The organism is Pedobacter sp. NJ-S-72, from assembly GCF_053890575.1.
In genome coordinates this window covers 4,863,921-4,881,888 of record NZ_CM132681.1, presented here as the reverse complement: position 1 = coordinate 4,881,888, position 17,968 = coordinate 4,863,921, and the positions used below count along the sequence as shown (strand labels likewise).

Genomic DNA, 17,968 nt, shown 5'->3' with positions numbered 1-17,968 from the left:
CATGATGGCTGATCACCTGATAGATGGCGAACGGTTCTCTGGGTGCAACGATATGTTAATGTGTCTTAAATCAATGGCAATGGGCCTTACTTTTGATACGGACAGATTTTTCGTTACCCGCGATTATATGCAGGGCAACAAAAGCACACCGGTACAGGTATTCATTAACGGAAACGCAGTAGACGCAATCAACTTAAGCAGTATTCAACCAACAGACGTAGAATCTGTAGAAATCTTCTTAAAAGATCAGCTGGGTCTTGTTTTCAAGAACTACAACTGTAATGGTGTATTGGTTGTGAATACTAAAAAAATACCTAAATCAAATATGAGTCTGGCTGACTTAAAGAAAATGATGCCTCAAAGCAATATGCTTAAGTTTACTCCTAAAGGGTATAATAAAACAAGAGAATTCTATGCACCTAAATACCTGACTCAAACAAGTTCATATACTGGTAACGATTTAAGGACAACGATTTACTGGAACCCTAAAATTGTAACCAATGCCACAGGCGATACAGTTCTTGAATTCTATAACGCAGATGGCAAAGGAACATACAGAGCCGTTATTGAAGGCGTGGATGTAAATGGTAATGTTGGCCGCTACGTTTATCGTTACACTGTTAAATAGAAAGGTATTAACGGTAAATTAGCTATTGATATAACCTTCCAGTTGGGAAATGGTCTGTTTTTGATCTTCGATGATGAATTTAACCACATCACCGATCGAGACCATCCCAATCACCTGGTTATCCGATACGACTGGTAAGTGCCTGATATGCCTGTCAGTCATTGTTTTCATGCAATGATCCAGACTGTCATCATTTGAAACAGTAATAGGATTTGCAGTCATGACCTCACTTAGGGGGGTATCGGCCGAAGTTTTTCCCTGAAGAACGATCTTCCGCGCATAGTCCCGTTCTGTAAATATCCCTGATAGTTGACTGCTTTCCAGAATAAGCAACGCACTGATGTTCTTTTCCATCATTACGCTAAGGGCATCAAGAACAGATGTTTCTGCCGTAACCGAAAAGATCTGTGCTGATTTAGTGCTGAGTAGTTGTTTTACGGTTTTCATAACAGGTTAAGAATTAGCTAATTAAATTTACTAAAAAAATCTTAAATAGTATATTCCTAACCTGTATTTTTTATCAGCGTAAAATTTCGGGCAAACAACCTTATTTCTTTTCCAGCTGACATTTTAATCCATCATCCGTCATCACCCCTTCATATCTGTCATCTACGAAATTATCATCATCACAATCCCATAAAGAGTATCCATTCAAATAACGATCAAGGTTTTTGTTAATCCTTAGTTTAGTACCTACCGGCAGCTTAATCAACAATTCTACACGTTGATCTCTCCAATAAGCATTTTTTTGAAGGTGAACTTCCGGGCTGAATTTCAACAGGGAATCTTTCTGTATAAAGTCATAACGAATATTTTTTGCCTGGCTTAATGCGATTGCAAAATCTCTGCCTTGTGAACTGTAGCTCTCTGTAACTGACGGTATATTACCCTCACTTTTCTCTATTCTGATCGTTACACTTCTAGGTGCTGAGTTAGATCTTTCAGGATCTTTTTGAATAATTTTCCCTACATAATCCGTTGAATTCAACTGTAGGCGTAAACTATCTTCTTTACTAAAAAACATAGATTTATCTATTTCAAGCGTGTATACAGGGTGGGTCTTCAAAGGTAAAACCTGTGTAAAACTGGCTTCTTCTTTAAACTCACTTCCAATTTTTGCCACAAAGAAAACACCAACTGAAAGCGCACATAACCAAATTAACAACAGACCGTAAGAGACCATCTTATTAATCGGACGACTGTTAAAGGCTACTCTCACTGAAAGTAAGATCACTCCCAAAAGTGGGATACCTATAGTAATGAAAGCAGAAATACTGAAAAGCGTTAAATAAGATCCGTTAACAATGTTAAAAGGAAAAACCTGTGTCACTCCATACCATACACCAAGAACAGCTGCCAATGTAATAAAATCGCTCAGCAGCAATACCGACCCGATAATCAAAATGATGACTGCGATAAACTTAAAAATGATCTTCCCTGATCCTTGCAAAAAACTCCCTAAAACTGCAATAAACTCAGTAATGAAATTACCCGACTGTTTAACTAAAGGCTGTAAGTGCTCGTTCGCATTTTTAAGGTTCTCTTTTAAATTAGATAATTCCTCTTCAAAACTTCTCTTGAAACCTTGCAGGTTAGCAGCCTCTCCTTTCATAGCCATTTTCTCAGCTCTGGTTGATGCTTTTGGTATCGCAATCCATAAAACCAGATATGCGATTAAACCAGAACCACCCAGCAAAACTGACAACACCGCAACGACACGTAATATGCTGACATCCATTTTAAGATAATGGCTTAAGCCGGAACAAACTCCCGCGACCATTGCTTCATCTGTATCCCGGTAAATTTTACGTTCTGCAAATGCAGAAGAATAAGGATTGTTATAGTCAGCTGCTGGTTCTTCGTCAGCCCCCTCTTCAAAATCCTTAACAGATCCCATTAAACCAATTACAACCTGAACATCTTCCAGTTCGATAACTTGCTTTTGTTGTGTATGCAAAATCTCGGTAAACATTTCAGCTATCCTGTTTTCTATATCAGAAACAATTTCAAAATCATCTGCACTTTTCCCAAAATGCTGTTTAACCTCGATCAGGTAACTGGTAAGCAGTTCATAGGCATCCTCTTCAATGTGAATGATAGAGTTACCAATATTTATATTTAATGTCTTCTTCATGGTTTTAAAGGTTAGTTTGGTTCTTTGATTTCGCTATAGCAAAAGAGAGTTCTTGCCAGGTTCCATCCAGCTGGGCCAATATTGACGTCCCCAAAGGCGTTAGCGTGTAATATTTACGAGGAGGCCCTGATGTAGATTCAACCCAGTTATAACTCAACAGCCCATTATTTTTCAACCTGGTCAATAGTGGATAGAGCGCGTCCCCTCTACAACCAGTAATTTCGCCGACTTTAATTCGGCAATAATATCAGAGGCATAGATTTCTCCCCGTGATATAATCAGGAGCACACAATATTCCAGTATGCCCTTCCGCATTTGCGTTTGTGTATTTTCTGCTATCATAATTCAAAGTTATGTGTTTTATATAGTAATATGCAATACATAGTACTGTATAAAATATAAATAAAATTATAACACGCTGATTTATAGCAGTATAATTTTATTAAAAAATAATTTAAGACGATATATTTTAATGATTTTTGGCCAATATAAGTCAAAGTCCCTATTTTGAACGGAAGCTATTGCTCATAAAAACAGGTACAGAAACGTTTTTATTCTCTGTATTCTTTTCCTGTACACGGATTAATATAAAATGAAATCTGCATCCCGTTTTCTGTTTTTCCAACCCGGCAATCATAGTTGATTGTATCATAAACCGGAGGAGTAATGGGCGTATTATTTTCAATACCGATCAACCCGTACCATTCTTTTTTGGATCCGTTCTCTTCTTTTGTGATTGTATAAATAGAGACTCCCATTACCACCTCATCTCCTATATAACTGTAAGCTGGTGTTACCTGCCATTTCTGTTTTAAAAAATCATAAATACCATACTTCTCAGAAACTGCGTCTTTACCACTGAACATATTCTTAGAGAAATTATTGGGATGCGCAGTACGGGCAAAAGGGAATGATATAAATTTCAAATCACGCGTTAGAATACCCTTTGTAGCTGAACGGGTGAACAGCATTTCTCCGTTATCGAGCATCTGGTCCAGACCTGTATAAGCCGGAATTTCAGTATTCCAGTTTCCGTCACTGTCCAGCAGTAAAGTTCTGCGTTCGCGTATCTTTCCAAATATAGCCAATACTAAAAAATACTTACTATCAGGAACAGAAGCAATGGTAATCGCATTTTCCATTATTTCTGTAGCAGGAATTGTCTCTTCGCCTCTTTTGTAATCCTGAATATGGGATGGGATGACTTCCTTAAATCCGGGAAGAGATAGGTTTTACCGTTACTGCTTTTAAAAATAAAATCAGCTATAGTACGGAATGGATACATGCCAGGATTCTGTTGTCTGATATAAATGCTTTTAGCTGGATTAGCAGTTACAATGATACTATCAACCATCGTAAAATTCTCCTTATCCTGAATACCTCCTTTGATATTCATCTTAAAATATTGTTCTTTCTTAAAAGCAAGAACTGAGGTTTCATCGATCAGTTCCAGGACATTATCTGCTATCTTTTTCAATTTATTCTGCGCATTTAACAAGAATAATTGGTCCGCTATTTTTAAAGCCTTCCCTTTAGCGGATATCTTGATGTCCCTCGGTACATTACGTTCAGGAAGCCAGTCTTTACGCCAATATTGACTCCTCTCCAGACTTTCTTCAGTTCTGTTCGTGTTGTAAAGAACCTTTCCATCAGACAAAGATTTAATCGTCCATACCGCTCTGGGAACTCTGGTTGACAGAAAAGGGCCCTTATAACTTGTACTTAAGACATTCCAATCTGGCATTACCCGCCATTTCCAGAATCTCGCCCTTGCAATGTATTCTTTTTTGTAAATCGCCAGCGTAAATAATCCGCTGTTATAAAGCCGAACTGTTGGATATTTAAGCGGGATGATTACTTTTCCAGATCGGTTAATTACTCCTTCCAGCCCATTCTTGCTAACTACAGCGTAACCGTTTTTAAATGGCTCTCCATAATCAAATTGGGGCTGAATGACAACCTTGCCAGCACTATCACAATAACCAAATTTACCTGATTTAGCCAACCAGGGATATTGTGCTGCAGTTATTTTATCCTGGGCTATCCCAGCATTGGAAAAAAGCATAGCGATGAATAGGGAATAGATAAATTTCATTATAAAATTGTCTTCTAAATAGTACACAGACAATAAGTTGACTGCTAAATATTATTCAAAAAAAAAAAAACTTTTCTATAAAATAAAAAAGCTATGTCAACAGAAAGAAAATAATTACTAACATTTTAACATTATCCAGGTTTTTGGCGCAAGGTTTGTCTTAAACCAAGAGATCATTAAATACTCAGATATGCTAATTAAATTGAATCTGTTAACTCAAACCTTTGCCAGGCCAGAGCGTGTGAGACAAGAAAAAGCAATAACTCAAAAACAATGGGTTAATATCGACAGAGTAGTTATGATTTTGCTGTTCCTTGGCGTTATTGCCGGAGCAATTATCTTTTCTTAAAGGCTTTAAATAATATAATTAATTTTTTTTTAGCGTTCGCCTGAGGTGAACGCTTTTTTTATGTCTATAACAACAGCGTGTCTATCCGGTGTGCCATAACACGTTCCTGTACCGGAGACCACGAATAAATAGTAAAGTGTCCATCCTGTGAAGCAACCAGTGCAATTGCATCATTCTGATCCTGTATAAACTGCGCAGCAGAAAGGTGACGTGTACCCCCTACTTTTGCAGGATGCATCACAATGGCACCACCACCGGCAATCGGTTCAATAAATGATAATTCTTCAATCAGATCTTTACCTTTTGCACGTCCTATTTTAGCACCGAATGCCAATAATTCATAATCATCACTGATCACCGTTGCGCCATCAATAGCGGTTAACCCGGCAAGATGCTCAACTTCCCTTTTCAGTACAGTTTGCCAGAAAATCTGGCTCGCCTGTTTTCTATCTTGTTTCAATAAATTAGACAAACCGCAAAATGCAGGCTGTATACCATATTGAATTGGTTTAATAATGGATTGCAACCAGTTTTTGGTACCGTTAGGAACTACTAATAAAGTTCCTCCACGCCCATGGGAACGCATCGAAACGGCAAGCTGGATCAGCACATTAACGGTATCATTCCAGTAAGACGGTGCTGTAAGATCTAAAAGTGAAAGCAACATTGGCGGACAATCCGGATGTCTTGCACTGTTTACATCGACAATCTTAATCTGGTCCCCTTTGAGTACTGCTATATTGGTAAACTTTCCAAAAAACCATAGATCCTGCGGTGTTTAATCACCAGCAGCGCAGGTTCTGACACATCTAATACAAAACAAAAATTAGGAATACTTGTAGTAGTTCCCCAGATATAAAGCTCCCCATCTTCCTGCCAAACCCCAATATGGATACCCGCACGTTCAACACCGGGTGCAATCTTGGTTAAAATAGTTGGGTTAAGTGGCAGGCGATTTTTAAAAAGTAGTGGACTGCCTCCTTGTGCGGGCGGCAAAAAGGCCAGTGATATTTTAGGGGAATGCCCTTCTTCTTTACGGATACTCGCCCAAAAGGTAGCGTCAATAATAGCCTCAACAATCTCTGCCGAAGGCAAAGGAGCAAGATCTTCCTCACCACTTTCTCTGGCAGCAGCAAGATGCTGTGCAAAAATAGCTTCAACCTTAGGAGCGATGATTTGTGCCGCCTGATAAGTGGGTTTATAGATCATGGCTTAAAGTTAAGATATTAAATTATTTTTTCCATCGCTTTTTACTCCATTCCGCCTGCTCATCGGCAGACAAAAATGTCCAGGCAACAAAACGGCTCTGTTTCTGACCCTGAGCCATCTCTACAGTTTTCACACCTTTAACACCCACCTTATCCAATGCGTAATAAACTGTCGAGAGATGTGCACTTTTAGAAACTAAAGTCGTAAACCAAACGCATTGTTTGGCAATTTGAGCACTTTCTTCAACCATCCTGCGGATAAATTCTACCTCACCACCTTTACACCATAATTCAGAATTCTGCCCTCCAAAATTAAGGACAATCTCTCTTCCTTTTTGTTTACCTAAATTGCGAACCTTACGCTGACTGCCCATTTGCGCTTCTTCGGCAGAGGCATGAAATGGCGGATTACATAAGGTTATATCAAATAATTCTCCGGGTTTCACTACGCCTTTGAATATACTTGAAGGAGAGTTCTGCATTCTGAAAGTCAGGTCATTGGCTAGCGGAGGATTAATTGCAGCAATATTTTCTGCAGAACTAATCGCTCTTTTTCTACATCAGAGCCAACAAATGACCAGCCATATGCCTGATGTCCGATAATCGGGTAAACACAGTTTGCTCCTGCGCCGATATCCAGCGCTTTCACCGAATTACCTTTTGGAATCTCATTTCCATTAGAAGATGCCAGTAAGTCTGCCAGATAATGAATATAATCGGCCCTGCCCGGAATAGGCGGACAAAGATAATTTTCAGGAATATCCCAGTCGGATAAGCCATAAAAATGGATCAGTAAAGCTTTGTTGAGTGTTTTTTTACCGCTTCGGGGTTTGAGAAATCCACAGACTGATCACCATAAGGGTTAATAAACACAAATGGCTCCAGTTGTGGACAACTGTTAATTAATTGTGGAAAATCGTACCTCGAACGGTGCAGATTTCTTGGATGCAGGATTTGTTTTTCAACAGACATAATTTAACGCTTACCTCAAAGATAAGCGTTAATTGATAGATTTTGACAGATAACCTTAGGATTTAACCACAGGAGCCAAAAAACTGCTGACATTTCTGCCGCGTTTAACATGAAATTATGCAGCTCGTAATTCTTAATGAACGGCTTTAACAACTCACTTCCAGGGCCAAACATAGTCAGTTCTACATAGTCTGCAGTATGGTTCATTCCAGCCCATTGTACCAGTGTATATTTCCCCTGGATTTTTGCCAGCTCATTAAACGGGAGATTAGCGGCATTATATAATTCGCCAGGAATGATATCCGAGAAATGTGTAAGTAATTGTTTCGCTTCGGCGGATGTAATTCCAATTCCTGTTCCGGCCTCAATTAATTCGGTTACATTTTTTTCGCTCGAAGAATTGTTCAGCTGATTTAAAATCCAGTCATTACTATGTTTAAATTGCTGAATACGGTCAAAGTCTTTATTGCTATCACCATAAAATAAACCTGGATTTGAATTTCCATGATCTGTCGTGATAATCACGAGTGTTTCGCCATCTTTTTCTGCAAATGCAATAGCCGCCCCAACAGCCTCATCAAAAGCAAGCTGATCAAAGATCAATCCACCGGTATCATTACCATGGGCTGCCCAGTCTACCTTACCACCTTCTACCTGAAGAGCGAAACCTTTAGGATTATCTTTCATCAGCGAAATTGCTTTATTCATCATTTCAGCTAACGAAGGCACACTTTTCATCAGCTCAGGGGAGTTCTTACGGTCTAATTCATAAGGTAACCCATCAGCCGCAAAAAGCCCTATTACCGGCCCGGAGTTTTTAAGGTTTAACATTTCACCCCTGTTCAAAGCTAACTGGAACCCTTGTGTCAGAAACTGGGGTATAATACTTCCGCCTTTTCTTTTGGCATTAAAATGTTCAGCACCGCCGCCCAGCATCACATCAAACTTCAATTTCAGGTACATTTCTGCAATTTCATCCTGCCCGTCACGGCTGTCGATATTAACGCAGAAACCAGCCGGGGTAGCATGTGTAACCGGAACAGTAGTCACACAACCTACCTTTTTACCTCCTTGTTTGAATTCTGTAAAATTGGCTGAGGCATTTCTCCTTTCGGGCCTACGTTTAAAGATCCGTTTTTCACGCGCATCCCTCCGCCCCCCCACGAAGAACTCGCAGCAGCAGAATCGGTAACCACTGAACTTGCCGATGCGGTATCCATCAGTGAGCGGGTAACTTTAGAATCTTTGTATAGTTGTATCCAGTTCGTTCCTTTACCAAAGGCACGGTTTGCATAAATATCGGCCATGTTCAGCGTACCTGTACTCATTCCATCGCTGACCAGTATGATAATGTTCTTTGCCTTTTTAGCAAATGGCTTTGACTGGGCTAATAATTCGGATGGCGATAAAAAAGGCAGACCTAATCCGGCAAGCAAACCTCCTTTTAATAATGATCTTCTGTTCATATTTCTAAGCTTGTTCAATTAATAACAGGACAAAAGTATCCTTCGGCTATGCGCTTAACTTGAAGCAGGCATTACCATATTGTTAATAAAAACATAAACCGCCTGTTTAATTAAAAACAGGCGGTTTATAGCTTAGATAAAGCGATTAATGATTTGTTCTTACGGCCTTTTCATTCTCCCCATGACCACGTTTAGCACAGTATACCCCGAAAATCAGGATATAGAGATAACATAATGCAGGCAGAATGAATGAGCTTTGAATACCGTTAGAATCGGCAATGCTACCTTGAATTAAAGGTAGTATTGCACCACCCAAAATAGCCATAACAAGTAATGAAGATCCCTGGCTTACATATTTTCCTAATCCGGAAATTGACAGGGTATAAATATTAGAGAACATAATAGAGTTAAACAGACCGATACCTAAAATCGGGTATAAGGCCATACTGCCTTTGCTGAAAACTGAAAGAAGCAATAATGCAATGTTCACACCTGCAAAGATCACCAGTGTACGTGCCGGAGCAGATTTACCGACTACAAAAGCGATAATGTTTAATACAATAAAGACGATAAAGAAGCTCGTTTGTGCAAAAGTAAGATCAACGATACTGAATACCAGAGCAAATATACGGCTGCCGCTGTAAGGATCATGTAAATCAGCTTTTTAGTCTGCGGTAATTCACTCAGTGAAATCGAGCCTAAAAATCTTCCGATCATTGCTCCTCCCCAATACAGGGCAAGATAATTTTTACTAACTACTTCTGTCAGGTTGGTTACATCCGGCTGTTCCATAAAAGCAATCAGTAAACTTCCGATACCTACTTCAGCCCCTACATAACAGAAGATCCCAAAGATCCCCATTTTAAGCTGAGGGAATTTCAAAGCACCCAGACCTCGCTCTGATGACTCTTCACTGCTGAAAGATGGAAGTTTCACCATACTGATCACTACCGCTAGTAAAACTAGAATACCTGCAAAAATCAGGTAAGGAATACGGGTAGAATCTGCCGATGCTGCTCCGTCTTTTTCAAGAAACAAAGTAAATATTAAGTGTCCGCCAAGAATTGGTGCAATGGTTGTACCGAATGAGTTGAAAGCTTGTGTCAGGTTTAAACGGCTTGTGAAGCACTTTCTTCCTTCCGGCCCTAATAAGGTCACATAGGCATTTGCAGTGATCTGCAAAATTGTAAATCCTAAGCCCAGAACAAACAAGGCGGCCAGAAAGACCCCATAAATAGATAGCGTTGCCGCTGGATAGAACAAACAGCATCCGACAGCAGAAAGCAGTACTCCTGCTATAATTCCTTTTTTATAACCAACCTTATTAACCGGATCACCATTAAAATAAGAAATCAGGAAGTAGATTAATGACCCGATAAAATAAGCACCGAAAAAAGCAAATTGTACCAGCATTGACTGTTGAAAGTTCAAATTAAACTGCACCTTTAAATGCGGAATTAAAATATCATTCATGCAGGTAATAAATCCCCACATAAAGAAAAGAAGAGTCATTGTAACAAGAGGGATAATAGAACTATTTTTTTTAACGGGATTAATGGTTTCCATGTTTGATTAAAATATCTGAATTGGTTAATTGCTACGAAAGAACCGTTTTAAATGGCTTCTAATCGAATCAGCAAATAAAGGAAAATAAACTGTTTCTTAGACGGAAAATTGTGTTGATTAGGTAAAAATAACATTGTAACAGGGTATTAAACCCAAATATTTATTTAATTCAGTAAGTTTGATTGACAGCTCATGATATGCGAAGATTAATAAAGAGTTTTGGATATGCGTTATCCGGGATTGCTTACACCATAAAAACGCAAATGAACTTTAGGATCCATATGGCGGCTACGCTGCTGGTTGGAATTTCAGGATGGTATTTACAACTATCTGGCAATGAATGGCTATGGATTGTCCTGGCTATTGGTCTTGTCCTGGTTGCCGAACTTTTAAATACTGCAATTGAGCTTTTGGTTGATTTAGTATCTCCGGATTTCAATGCACAGGCGGGAAAGGTGAAGGATGTTGCCGCCGGAGCTGTTATTGTTGCTGCTTTTATTTCGGTGATTATAGCTGCTATTATTTTTATTCCAAAACTGATCTGATATGCTCCACAAAAAACCCGTGGGATAGTCTTAAAAACAACTTTATACAGTGAAAACAGTGTAGTTGTACAAATCTTTACAGCTAAATTCGGTATTCAGTCTTATATGATTAATGGCGTAAAAAAACCAAAGGCTAAGATCAGAATGAATATGTTGCAGGCTCTTCACCTGGTGGATATGGTCGTCTATCATAAAACCAACTCCAGTATACAGCGTATTTCTGAACTCCGGCCCTCTCCTGTATTCCGCACTATTCCTTATGATATTATAAAAAGTACAATTATAATTTTTCTCAATGAGGTCCTTTATAAGAGTATACGCCAGCAGAACGCGGATGAGAATATTTTTGATTATATCTTCAATGCTGTTTCATGGTTTGATGAAACGGATCAGGCAAGTGCAAACTTTCATCTTGCCTTCTTATTAAAACTATCCCGGTTTTTAGGTTTTGCACCTAGTACGGAGACGAAAAGTGATCAGAGTTATTTCGATTTACAGGAAGGAGAATTCAAGTCGTTAACACCTGTTCATCCTTATTTTATGGAAAAAACTGCCGCTGAATTATTTATTCTGCTCTTCACGACGCCCTTTGAAAAATTAAATGAAATAAAAATAGATAACGCAACAAGAAGAATAGTTCTTGATAAAATACTGATATACTACACCTTACATACCGCTTCTTTTGGAGAAATAAAATCTCACCAGGTATTGGAAGAGATCTTATCTTAAAAATATTAAAAAAGTTTTGGAGTTTTGGTTTAGAGGTGTATATTTGCACTCCCAACAACGAAGAAGGCTACACAAATAGCAAAAACGAAGTTAGGAAGGATCAAGGGAAATTAGCTCAGCTGGTTCAGAGCACCTCGTTTACACCGAGGGGGTCGGGGGTTCGAACCCCTCATTTCCCACCAAATAAAAAACCTTCAGATATATTGAAGGTTTTTTATTTAAACCAAGCCTGTCAAGGCTCTAAACTGACCAAGACCAAAGGGAAATTAGCTCAGCTGGTTCAGAGCACCTCGTTTACACCGAGGGGGTCGGGGGTTCGAACCCCTCATTTCCCACTTCAAAAAGCCTTTCAGTGATACTGAGAGGTTTTTTTTCGTTTACAAGGAATTTTCTGCACGCCTATATTAAATTTAGTTTTCCACAAACACAATAATTAATGTTATACTAACATCAGCGCCTTTTTATCCGTATATTTTTGTTTTCTAAACAAAAATCTCAGATATGAAAAAAACTCTACTCTTAATCTTATTGTATTCATGCCTTTTTCTGCCGGCAAAGATCTTTGCTCAGATCGCGCGATGGGATTTTACGGGCCCAGGACTCTTAACAACTTCTACGGCAGTAGCCTCTGATCCGGGTCTGTCTGCAACTCCTGTATTGATAAGGTCTGCCGCTGCCGCCGCCAGTGCAGGTGGCAGTTCATTTAGAACGGTCAAATTTGGAAATCTATCCATTGCTCCTGGAAACCCTGTCTTTTTTGAATTCGCACTTTCCGCAGCAAGCGCAAGGCAAGAAAATGTCCTTATCAACCATAGATGCAGCCTATCAGGGTACTCCTACTTATTTTGCCGGCGCCGGTGCTTCAAATCAGTTTGCCTATAGCCTGAATGGCGGCCCTTTTACGCTGATTGGTTCACCTACTATCATTACAAAAACAGGTGCACTTCCTGCCGTGGTATATCCCACAATTGACCTTTCGGGAGTAACTGCATTACAAAATGTACCTTCAGGAACCACAGTTACCTTCCGTTATTTTGCCAGCGGACAAACTACAACCGGCGGATGGGGGTTCTTTTCACCGGATCCAAATCAGGGACTTAAAGTAGGCGGCACAATTACAGATATTGGAGGGGGTACTGACCTGACCCCACCAGTTAACACTTCAACTTATCCTAAAGTCAGTAATATCACTTCAACTTCTATTGATCTGTTAAGTAATATCAATGAAGCGGGAACTACTTACTACATCTTAATTCCTGCTACAGGAACTGCACCTTTGACTACTGCACTGCAAAATTAAATCTGGTCTGGATGGAAATTCAAACCCAGCCTTTAAATCAGGCTCCTTAGCCAATACTGCGAATTCAGATGCAGTCTTAACACTAAATGGTTTAAGTTCTTCCACAGCTTATAAACTTTATATAGTATCGGCCGATGCCGCAACAACTCCAAATCTTCAATCCACTTTCGTTACCATTAATGCAACAACAATGGCTGCTGGTGATTTAACTCCTCCGGTAAACACAGCGACTTACCCAAAGTCTAATAATATCACTTCAAACTCTGTTAACCTGTTAAGTAACATCAATGAAGCAGGAACAACTTATTATATATTAATCCCGGCAACCGGAACGGCACCGGCTACTCCGGCCCAGGTTAAAGCCGGCCAGGATGGAAATGGAAATCCCGCTTTCAAAGCTGGTTCTTTCATCAATACAGCAAATACTGAGGCATCGGTTAGTATAGCCGGCCTTACTGCATCAACTGCCTATAATATTTATGTTGTCGCTGCTGCTGATGCAGCAACAACCCCGAATCTTCAGACTACAATTGCGACACTAAACACCACCACTACCGGTACTCCGCTACTCAGTGCACCAATTATTATCAGCCAGTATTATGAAGGTTCATCTGTTAATAAATGGATCGAATTAACTAATCTTGGAAATACACCGTTAAACACCGCTTCTCCACAAATCAAATTAGCTTTATATAATATTTCGGGAGATGCAGGAACAATCAATATCACCTCCAGCCCTTCTCAAACGATGGATCTGAATGTGATTATTCCTGCTCAGGGTTCTGTATTGATCGGGAACACAGGAAATGGGAATGAGGTACCCTATTTAAAACCCACCAGTGCTGCTCAAAACAACAATGCTGTCATTAATTTCAATGGAAATGATGGTGTAGCTATACTGGATGCCGCCAATAATATTATTGATGCTTTTGGCCAGGGTGTAAATGCAAAAGATGTTTCTTATGTCAGAAATATAACGGTAACTGCTCCCAGCCCCCTGCTTTTATTGCTGATGACTGGACAAGGCTGCCTTTAGCTACTGTTCAGAATGCTATTGACGATGATGACCTGAATAGCTTAGGTGTACATTTCCCACCTAATTTATCACCATGTACAGCGCCAACCATAGCTGCGACTGCTTTAATTTTTAGTGCAGTAACAACAAACAGTATCACAGCAGCCTTCACAGCCTCAACTGATGCGAATGAATATCTGATTATCCGCAGTACCAGCAGCAGCCTGACTGCATTGCCTCAGGATGGAACAGTTTATAATGCGGGTACAGCAATAGGCGGAGGCATAGTTTCCGGCCGCATTGTGAACAATACCCTGACTGACATCAATCTGAGCAGTTCTACAAAATATTATTATTTCGTATTTCCATTAAATAATGTTTCCTGTACGGGTGGGCCAAAATATCTGACAACAAACTACCTGACGGCAGATGTGACCACCAAAACTTTAGCGGTTTGTGCTACACCAGCAAGCCAGCCGATAAACTTTACCGTTACCTCGTCAAATTACAATTTCATCCAGGGCAGTTATCAGCCCGCTGCCGGAGCAGATGAATATCTTGTCGTGATGAGCACCAGCAATTCACTTACAGCAAATCCAACCAATCAGACTATGTACAATACCGGTGATCAGATTGGCGGTGGAACTGTCATTAAAAGAGGTACAGGTAATAGCTTTATCAGAAGCGGACTCGCACAAAACACTACTTATTATTTCTATATCTTCTCCGTAAACAGCAGTTGCAGCGGCGGCCCCTTATATTTAATAGCAGCACCACTTACCGGTGTTCAGAAAACAGGTGTACTGGATGCTGACAATCTAAATTTCTATTACGGAAACCTGCATAGTCACAGCAGTTATTCTGATGGAAATAAAGACAACACAAACAAAAAACCAGAGGATGATTATGCTTTTGCCAAAAACTCCATGAAAATGGACTTTCTAGGTATTTCAGAGCATAATCATACACAGGCAGGTATGTCGCTGAAACTGGAAACCAGGTATTGATGCAGCAAAAAATGCAACTACATCGACATTCCTTGCCCTTCATGGTATGGAGTGGGGAGTAATCAGTGGTGGTGGTCACGTGATTGTTTATGGTATAGATTCTCTGATTGGATGGGAACCTGGAGAGAATCAGATTTATGTTCCAAAAAGCACTTACACTGGTAATGCAGGGTTATTCAAAGTCATTAACCGCCATGGTCTGAATGCTATTGCAACCCTTGCCCACCCCAACACAACCGATTTCAATAATATTTCCTCAACTTACGACAACAGCGCTGACAGCGCTATCGTAGGGGCTGCTTTAGAAAGCGGACCTGCTTTTTCTACCAACCTCACTTATTCGGATCCGGCAAGTTCGATGAGTTATCTGAGTTACTATAACCGGATGCTTGCCAGAGGTTATCATCTTGGTGCAACAATAGACCACGATAACCATAACATGACTTTTGGCCGTCATACACGGGCAAGGCTAGTTGTTTAGCAGCACCAGCACTTACAGAGAATGATTTGCTTGATGCAATGAAGAAAATGCGTTTTTACGCTTCTGAAGATTCAGCAGCAAAAGTCACATTCCTGGTTAATAAAGAGCCTGTTGGCAGTATATTTACCGGAGCAGGTGTCCCGGATATCTCTTTGAATACAGCAACAACCAGCCCTGTTTCCAGTATAAAACTACTTTACGGTACGCCAGGCAGCGGGACTACTCCTATCCAGATTACAAGCAGTTCTACAGGAACCTTAAACTTTACGCATAATGATTTAGCCAACCTGACAACGGGTTACTATTATGCCGATATCATTGAAACAGACGGGAGCAGGATCATTACTTCACCAATCTGGTATAACCGCGATGATAGCTATGTTAAAAAAACACAAACGATCACTTTTGCTCCGGAAAGAAGCGCTACTTATGGTGATCCTGATCTTGAAATAGGTGCAAGCAGTGACAATCCAGCTATTAAACTTACATATACCAGCAGTGACACAAATAAAGCCACAGTTACAGATGGTAAAATACAGTTGCTTAAACCAGGAAAAGTTACGATTACTGTCAATCAAAAAGGAGATGCTTACTTTAGCGATGCAACCGGGCAGCAAATACTGACTATAATTCCAAAGTCTATTTTTGTTAAAGCAGATGCTAAACAGAAATTAACGGGTATTGCAGATCCGGTACTAACCTATACTACGACTTCAACATTGGTGGGTACCGCTGCTTTCACAGGAAACCTGACCAGAGATGCAGGAGAGATTGCCGGAAGCTATACAATCAATCAGGGAACACTGGCATTGGATTCAAACTATCTGATCAGTTATTCACCTGCTGCTTTACAGATTATCGAAAGACCTTCAGGTAATATTAGCGGAGACATCAAAACGAGTGTCAATGCACCGTCACCCGTAATTACTTTCATAGCAAAGACCGGTACAGGCCCCTTTACTTTTACATATCAGATCAATGATGGTGCCGCGCAGACTTTAACAACTACAGGAAATACGGCTACTCTGGAAGCGCCAACTACTACAGCAGGAAGCTTTACGTACACACTGACCAAAATCACAGATGCGAACAGCAGTGAAATCCAAAATGTATCCACAACAGTTACAGTTTTCCCATTGCCTGCTGCCACGATTTCCGGCACAAAAAACGTATGCTTAAATTCTACAGATGCGGCTGTTATATTTACTGGTGCTAATGGAACAGCCCCTTATACTTTCACTTACAACATTAACGGAGGTAATTCATTAACTGCAACAACAACATCTGGTAACTCAGTCAGCATCCTGGCGCCGGCAAGTCAGCCTGGTAAATTTGTTTATAACCTGATGTCGGTCGGCGATGCAAATACTGCTCAGGCTCAAAACAGCCAGGCTACGGTTACAGTTAATCCTCTGGCCACAGCAAGTATATCGGGTTCAGCATCAACAAGTCTCAATGCTGTTTTACCTGTCATTACATTTACTGCTGCAAACGGAAGCTCCATACACCTTTACCTACAATATCAACGGTGGAACAAATCAAACAATCTCTGCTGTTACTGGTTCAACAGCAACAATGCAGGCTCCGACTAATACAGAAGGTACATTTGTCTATAATTTGGTAAGTATAAGTGATGCAAACTGTGGTCAGACACAAACAGGGTCGGCAACAGTAATTGTACACCCGCTTCCCACTGCCAGCCTTACCGGGTCTGTACAAATTTGTGTAAATGAGAAATCTCCTGTACTAACCTTTACAGGTAATAATGGAACTGCTCCATACACTTTTACTTATACACTGAACGGAAGTACCAAAACAATTACGACCAACACTGCTATCGCAACACTAAATGTATCCACAAATAACTCAGGCGTATTTACCTATACCCTGATCAGTGTTGCAGACGTTTTTGGGACTCAGTATCAGAACGGAATAGCTGTAGTTACTATTAATGATTTACCGGCAATAAGAATCATTAGTGATAAAGGTGAAAGCATATCCAAAGGAGAAGTAGTACAGCTTACTGCAACAGGGGGCTTAAAATACAACTGGACCGGGAATGAAATACTTGCAGGACAAAGTAATCAGGTTTTAACAATCAGACCAAAACAAAGTGGTAGCTACAAAGTTAAAGCAACCAATATCAGCGGATGCAGTTCAGACCAGACAATCTATATTACTGTTATTGATGATTATAAACTGGAGGCAGGCACCCTGGTTACACCAAATGGTGATGGTATCAATGATAAGTTCGTGATTAAGAACATAGATTACTATCCAAACAACACGTTGAAATTATTTGATAAGGCAGGCCGCGTGTTTTATACTAAACGATCATATGCAAATGATTGGGATGGTACTGTAAATGGGCTTCCGCTAACTGAAGGTACCTATTACTACATCCTGGAACTTGGCCCTGGCTTAGGAACGTTAAAAGGTTATATCAATATTTTAAGAGACTAATATTAAGCAG

20 protein-coding genes, 2 tRNA genes and 3 pseudogenes are annotated in these 17,968 nt (G+C 40.0%); 12 read left to right on the top strand and 13 right to left on the bottom strand.

Annotated elements, in window-relative coordinates:
• The first annotated feature begins 1 nt into the window (after nt 1).
• Nucleotides 2-628: a hypothetical protein gene (locus ACWYN3_RS32190; RefSeq protein WP_456217918.1), complete on the top strand. Its 627-nt coding sequence runs from the start codon at nt 2-4 to the stop codon at nt 626-628.
• Between the two features lie 18 nt (nt 629-646).
• Here ACWYN3_RS32190 and ACWYN3_RS32185 read toward each other — a convergent pair whose 3' ends face one another.
• The 5 genes and pseudogenes from ACWYN3_RS32185 to ACWYN3_RS32165 form a co-directional block, all read right to left on the bottom strand.
• Nucleotides 647-1,075 carry a CBS domain-containing protein gene (locus ACWYN3_RS32185; protein ID WP_456217917.1) on the bottom strand — a complete coding sequence of 143 codons (429 nt, stop codon included), beginning with the start codon at nt 1,073-1,075 and terminating at the stop codon, nt 647-649.
• A 100-nt stretch (nt 1,076-1,175) separates the two neighbouring features.
• The gene (locus tag ACWYN3_RS32180) at nt 1,176-2,762 is read right to left on the bottom strand and encodes a PspC domain-containing protein (protein WP_456217916.1); all 1,587 of its coding nucleotides are present in this window, start codon (nt 2,760-2,762) and stop codon (nt 1,176-1,178) included.
• 4 nt (nt 2,763-2,766) lie between these two features.
• Nucleotides 2,767-3,104: pseudogene (locus ACWYN3_RS32175) on the bottom strand (PadR family transcriptional regulator).
• A gap of 209 nt (nt 3,105-3,313) precedes the next feature.
• On the bottom strand, nt 3,314-3,904 hold the full coding sequence (locus ACWYN3_RS32170) for a hypothetical protein (protein ID WP_456217915.1): 591 nt from the start codon (nt 3,902-3,904) through the stop codon (nt 3,314-3,316).
• Entirely contained in the window at nt 3,904-4,857 is a 954-nt protein-coding gene (locus ACWYN3_RS32165) for a WG repeat-containing protein (RefSeq protein ID WP_456217914.1), read from the bottom strand. The genes ACWYN3_RS32170 and ACWYN3_RS32165 overlap by 1 nt, the downstream gene beginning before the upstream one ends.
• Before the next feature lie 190 nt (nt 4,858-5,047).
• On the opposite strand from ACWYN3_RS32165, the gene ACWYN3_RS32160 reads away from it, so the two are divergent.
• Nucleotides 5,048-5,206, top strand: a complete 159-nt coding sequence (locus ACWYN3_RS32160; protein ID WP_456217913.1) for a hypothetical protein — start codon at nt 5,048-5,050, stop codon at nt 5,204-5,206.
• 64 nt (nt 5,207-5,270) lie between these two features.
• Here ACWYN3_RS32160 and ACWYN3_RS32155 read toward each other — a convergent pair whose 3' ends face one another.
• The 6 genes and pseudogenes from ACWYN3_RS32155 to ACWYN3_RS32130 all read right to left on the bottom strand — a co-directional run bounded on the left by ACWYN3_RS32155 (nt 5,271) and on the right by ACWYN3_RS32130 (nt 10,418).
• Nucleotides 5,271-5,873, bottom strand: a complete 603-nt coding sequence (locus ACWYN3_RS32155; protein WP_456217912.1) for a hypothetical protein — start codon at nt 5,871-5,873, stop codon at nt 5,271-5,273.
• 68 nt (nt 5,874-5,941) lie between these two features.
• Complete coding sequence (locus ACWYN3_RS32150; protein WP_456217911.1) at nt 5,942-6,415, bottom strand: putative sensor domain DACNV-containing protein; 474 nt, start codon at nt 6,413-6,415, stop codon at nt 5,942-5,944.
• Between the two features lie 22 nt (nt 6,416-6,437).
• Nucleotides 6,438-7,386 (bottom strand): annotated as a pseudogene (gene rlmF / locus ACWYN3_RS32145) (23S rRNA (adenine(1618)-N(6))-methyltransferase RlmF).
• 15 nt (nt 7,387-7,401) lie between these two features.
• Nucleotides 7,402-8,693 (bottom strand): annotated as a pseudogene (locus tag ACWYN3_RS32140) (alkaline phosphatase).
• A 304-nt stretch (nt 8,694-8,997) separates the two neighbouring features.
• Entirely contained in the window at nt 8,998-9,342 is a 345-nt protein-coding gene (locus ACWYN3_RS32135) for a hypothetical protein (RefSeq protein ID WP_456217910.1), read from the bottom strand.
• Between the two features lie 62 nt (nt 9,343-9,404).
• A complete protein-coding gene (locus ACWYN3_RS32130) occupies nt 9,405-10,418 on the bottom strand; it encodes an MFS transporter (RefSeq protein WP_456217909.1) in 1,014 nt (337 codons plus the stop codon).
• Between the two features lie 197 nt (nt 10,419-10,615).
• Between ACWYN3_RS32130 and ACWYN3_RS32125 the strand changes: the two genes are divergently transcribed.
• From ACWYN3_RS32125 to ACWYN3_RS32110, 4 genes are all read left to right on the top strand, one after another.
• A complete protein-coding gene (locus tag ACWYN3_RS32125; RefSeq protein ID WP_456217908.1) occupies nt 10,616-10,963 on the top strand; it encodes a diacylglycerol kinase family protein in 348 nt (115 codons plus the stop codon).
• A 24-nt stretch (nt 10,964-10,987) separates the two neighbouring features.
• Nucleotides 10,988-11,692 carry a DNA repair protein RecO gene (gene recO / locus ACWYN3_RS32120; protein ID WP_456223235.1) on the top strand — a complete coding sequence of 235 codons (705 nt, stop codon included), beginning with the start codon at nt 10,988-10,990 and terminating at the stop codon, nt 11,690-11,692.
• 104 nt (nt 11,693-11,796) lie between these two features.
• Nucleotides 11,797-11,874 (top strand) — tRNA-Val (locus tag ACWYN3_RS32115).
• A 78-nt stretch (nt 11,875-11,952) separates the two neighbouring features.
• Nucleotides 11,953-12,027: transfer RNA gene (locus tag ACWYN3_RS32110), tRNA-Val, on the top strand.
• Nucleotides 12,028-12,258: 231 nt separating this feature from the next.
• Here ACWYN3_RS32110 and ACWYN3_RS32105 read toward each other — a convergent pair.
• Nucleotides 12,259-12,426 carry a hypothetical protein gene (locus tag ACWYN3_RS32105; protein ID WP_456217907.1) on the bottom strand — a complete coding sequence of 56 codons (168 nt, stop codon included), beginning with the start codon at nt 12,424-12,426 and terminating at the stop codon, nt 12,259-12,261.
• Nucleotides 12,427-12,488: 62 nt separating this feature from the next.
• On the opposite strand from ACWYN3_RS32105, the gene ACWYN3_RS32100 reads away from it, so the two are divergent.
• Together ACWYN3_RS32100 and ACWYN3_RS32095 are read left to right on the top strand one after the other, a co-directional pair.
• Nucleotides 12,489-12,992 (top strand): hypothetical protein, encoded by a 504-nt coding sequence (locus ACWYN3_RS32100; RefSeq protein ID WP_456217906.1) that lies wholly within the window; start codon nt 12,489-12,491, stop codon nt 12,990-12,992.
• Between the two features lie 190 nt (nt 12,993-13,182).
• Nucleotides 13,183-14,028, top strand: coding sequence for a lamin tail domain-containing protein (locus ACWYN3_RS32095; RefSeq protein ID WP_456217905.1), 846 nt, complete (start codon nt 13,183-13,185; stop codon nt 14,026-14,028).
• A gap of 7 nt (nt 14,029-14,035) precedes the next feature.
• On the opposite strand, the gene ACWYN3_RS32090 is transcribed toward ACWYN3_RS32095, so the two are convergent.
• Entirely contained in the window at nt 14,036-14,179 is a 144-nt protein-coding gene (locus ACWYN3_RS32090) for a hypothetical protein (protein ID WP_456217904.1), read from the bottom strand.
• 61 nt (nt 14,180-14,240) lie between these two features.
• Between ACWYN3_RS32090 and ACWYN3_RS32085 the strand changes: the two genes are divergently transcribed.
• Genes ACWYN3_RS32085 through ACWYN3_RS32070 form a run of 4 tightly spaced genes read left to right on the top strand, consistent with a single transcriptional unit; the run spans nt 14,241 to nt 17,958 of the window.
• Nucleotides 14,241-15,014 (top strand): hypothetical protein, encoded by a 774-nt coding sequence (locus ACWYN3_RS32085; RefSeq protein WP_456217903.1) that lies wholly within the window; start codon nt 14,241-14,243, stop codon nt 15,012-15,014.
• Nucleotides 15,015-15,060: 46 nt separating this feature from the next.
• Nucleotides 15,061-15,495: a hypothetical protein gene (locus tag ACWYN3_RS32080; protein ID WP_456217902.1), complete on the top strand. Its 435-nt coding sequence runs from the start codon at nt 15,061-15,063 to the stop codon at nt 15,493-15,495.
• A 38-nt stretch (nt 15,496-15,533) separates the two neighbouring features.
• A complete protein-coding gene (locus ACWYN3_RS32075) occupies nt 15,534-17,087 on the top strand; it encodes an MBG domain-containing protein (protein WP_456217901.1) in 1,554 nt (517 codons plus the stop codon).
• A complete protein-coding gene (locus ACWYN3_RS32070; protein ID WP_456217900.1) occupies nt 17,071-17,958 on the top strand; it encodes a gliding motility-associated C-terminal domain-containing protein in 888 nt (295 codons plus the stop codon). The genes ACWYN3_RS32075 and ACWYN3_RS32070 overlap by 17 nt, the downstream gene beginning before the upstream one ends.
• The last annotated feature ends 10 nt before the right edge of the window (nt 17,959-17,968 follow it).

Excerpts from the sequence above, each read along its gene's own strand:
- ACWYN3_RS32150 (WP_456217911.1), bottom strand. The coding sequence starts at position 6,415 with ATGATCTATAAACCCACTTATCAGGCGGCACAAATCATCGCTCCTAAG.
- ACWYN3_RS32190 (WP_456217918.1), top strand. The coding sequence starts at position 2 with ATGATGGCTGATCACCTGATAGATGGCGAACGGTTCTCTGGGTGCAAC.
- ACWYN3_RS32100 (WP_456217906.1), top strand. The coding sequence starts at position 12,489 with ATGTCCTTATCAACCATAGATGCAGCCTATCAGGGTACTCCTACTTAT.
- ACWYN3_RS32105 (WP_456217907.1), bottom strand. The coding sequence starts at position 12,426 with ATGGATAGATTTCCAAATTTGACCGTTCTAAATGAACTGCCACCTGCA.
- ACWYN3_RS32075 (WP_456217901.1), top strand. The coding sequence starts at position 15,534 with ATGAAGAAAATGCGTTTTTACGCTTCTGAAGATTCAGCAGCAAAAGTC.
- ACWYN3_RS32125 (WP_456217908.1), top strand. The coding sequence starts at position 10,616 with ATGCGAAGATTAATAAAGAGTTTTGGATATGCGTTATCCGGGATTGCT.
- ACWYN3_RS32170 (WP_456217915.1), bottom strand. The coding sequence starts at position 3,904 with ATGGAAAATGCGATTACCATTGCTTCTGTTCCTGATAGTAAGTATTTT.
- ACWYN3_RS32180 (WP_456217916.1), bottom strand. The coding sequence starts at position 2,762 with ATGAAGAAGACATTAAATATAAATATTGGTAACTCTATCATTCACATT.
- ACWYN3_RS32160 (WP_456217913.1), top strand. The coding sequence starts at position 5,048 with ATGCTAATTAAATTGAATCTGTTAACTCAAACCTTTGCCAGGCCAGAG.
- ACWYN3_RS32130 (WP_456217909.1), bottom strand. The coding sequence starts at position 10,418 with ATGGAAACCATTAATCCCGTTAAAAAAAATAGTTCTATTATCCCTCTT.
- ACWYN3_RS32185 (WP_456217917.1), bottom strand. The coding sequence starts at position 1,075 with ATGAAAACCGTAAAACAACTACTCAGCACTAAATCAGCACAGATCTTT.
- ACWYN3_RS32070 (WP_456217900.1), top strand. The coding sequence starts at position 17,071 with ATGCAGGCTCCGACTAATACAGAAGGTACATTTGTCTATAATTTGGTA.
- ACWYN3_RS32155 (WP_456217912.1), bottom strand. The coding sequence starts at position 5,873 with ATGTTGCTTTCACTTTTAGATCTTACAGCACCGTCTTACTGGAATGAT.
- ACWYN3_RS32080 (WP_456217902.1), top strand. The coding sequence starts at position 15,061 with ATGGAGTGGGGAGTAATCAGTGGTGGTGGTCACGTGATTGTTTATGGT.
- ACWYN3_RS32165 (WP_456217914.1), bottom strand. The coding sequence starts at position 4,857 with ATGAAATTTATCTATTCCCTATTCATCGCTATGCTTTTTTCCAATGCT.
- ACWYN3_RS32095 (WP_456217905.1), top strand. The coding sequence starts at position 13,183 with ATGGCTGCTGGTGATTTAACTCCTCCGGTAAACACAGCGACTTACCCA.